1 rRNA gene is annotated in these 1,951 nt (G+C 48.7%); it reads left to right on the top strand.

Annotated features, from left to right (window positions below):
* The first annotated feature begins 376 nt into the window (after window positions 1-376).
* A 16S ribosomal RNA gene (locus J3U19_RS03440) occupies window positions 377-1,914 on the top strand.
* Window positions 1,915-1,951: the final 37 nt, after the last annotated feature.

Below are 1,951 nucleotides of genomic sequence, written 5' to 3'. Positions count from 1 at the left end.
CAAACAGAAAAAAAATAGCAATAAACACTTGCAGTAAAATTTAAAGTGCCTATAATGCGCATCCACTGACACGGCGTCATCGACAAACAGAGACAGCAGGTGTAAGTGAGCAAGGTCAAAAATTTTGAAAAAAGATCTTGACGAATAAAAAGGTGTAGCGTAGTATACGCAGCCCTTGAGACAGCAAACTGAATAACAAAATGTTTAGTGAAAGATAAATAGCTGTCAGCTCTTTAAAAAGAAGAAACAGACAATCTGTGTGGGCACTTGCGAGACGAAAGATTAAAAGTCTACGGACTGAAAAAATTAAGTCTTGATAAGTGACACTGAAGATTCATTTGAATATGTCAGAGACAGTTATTGAGCATCAAACTTTAAATTGAAGAGTTTGATCATGGCTCAGATTGAACGCTGGCGGCAGGCTTAACACATGCAAGTCGAACGGTAACATGAGTGCTTGCACTTGATGACGAGTGGCGGACGGGTGAGTAAAGTATGGGTATCTGCCGAATGGAGGGGGACAACAGTTGGAAACGACTGCTAATACCGCATAATGTTGAGAGACCAAAGCATGGGACCTTCGGGCCATGCGCCATTTGATGAGCCCATATGGGATTAGCTAGTTGGTAGGGTAAAGGCTTACCAAGGCGACGATCTCTAGCTGGTCTGAGAGGATGACCAGCCACACTGGAACTGAGACACGGTCCAGACTCCTACGGGAGGCAGCAGTGGGGAATATTGCACAATGGGGGGAACCCTGATGCAGCCATGCCGCGTGTATGAAGAAGGCCTTCGGGTTGTAAAGTACTTTCGGTAATGAGGAAGGTGATGAATCGAATAGGTTCATCAATTGACGTTAATTACAGAAGAAGCACCGGCTAACTCCGTGCCAGCAGCCGCGGTAATACGGAGGGTGCGAGCGTTAATCGGAATGACTGGGCGTAAAGGGCATGTAGGCGGATAATTAAGTTAGGTGTGAAAGCCCTGGGCTCAACCTAGGAATTGCACTTAAAACTGGTTAACTAGAGTATTGTAGAGGAAGGTAGAATTCCACGTGTAGCGGTGAAATGCGTAGAGATGTGGAGGAATACCGGTGGCGAAGGCGGCCTTCTGGACAGATACTGACGCTGAGATGCGAAAGCGTGGGGAGCAAACAGGATTAGATACCCTGGTAGTCCACGCTGTAAACGATGTCGATTTGGAGTTTGTTGCCTAGAGTGATGGGCTCCGAAGCTAACGCGATAAATCGACCGCCTGGGGAGTACGGCCGCAAGGTTAAAACTCAAATGAATTGACGGGGGCCCGCACAAGCGGTGGAGCATGTGGTTTAATTCGATGCAACGCGAAGAACCTTACCTGGTCTTGACATCCACAGAATCTTGCAGAGATGCGAGAGTGCCTTCGGGAACTGTGAGACAGGTGCTGCATGGCTGTCGTCAGCTCGTGTTGTGAAATGTTGGGTTAAGTCCCGCAACGAGCGCAACCCTTATCCTTTGTTGCCAGCGATTCGGTCGGGAACTCAAAGGAGACTGCCGTTGATAAAGCGGAGGAAGGTGGGGACGACGTCAAGTCATCATGGCCCTTACGACCAGGGCTACACACGTGCTACAATGGCGTATACAAAGGGAGGCGACCTCGCGAGAGCAAGCGGACCTCATAAAGTACGTCTAAGTCCGGATTGGAGTCTGCAACTCGACTCCATGAAGTCGGAATCGCTAGTAATCGTGAATCAGAATGTCACGGTGAATACGTTCCCGGGCCTTGTACACACCGCCCGTCACACCATGGGAGTGGGTTGCACCAGAAGTAGATAGCTTAACCTTCGGGAGGGCGTTTACCACGGTGTGGTCCATGACTGGGGTGAAGTCGTAACAAGGTAACCGTAGGGGAACCTGCGGTTGGATCACCTCCTTACGAAGTGCTCGTAAGTGTTCACACAGATTGTTTGTTA

It is taken from the genome of Gilliamella sp. B2828 (genome assembly GCF_026537125.1).
Lineage (GTDB): Bacteria > Pseudomonadota > Gammaproteobacteria > Enterobacterales > Orbaceae > Gilliamella.
Note: the sequence above shows the minus strand (reverse complement) of the source record. Positions and strands in the feature narration are given on the sequence as shown.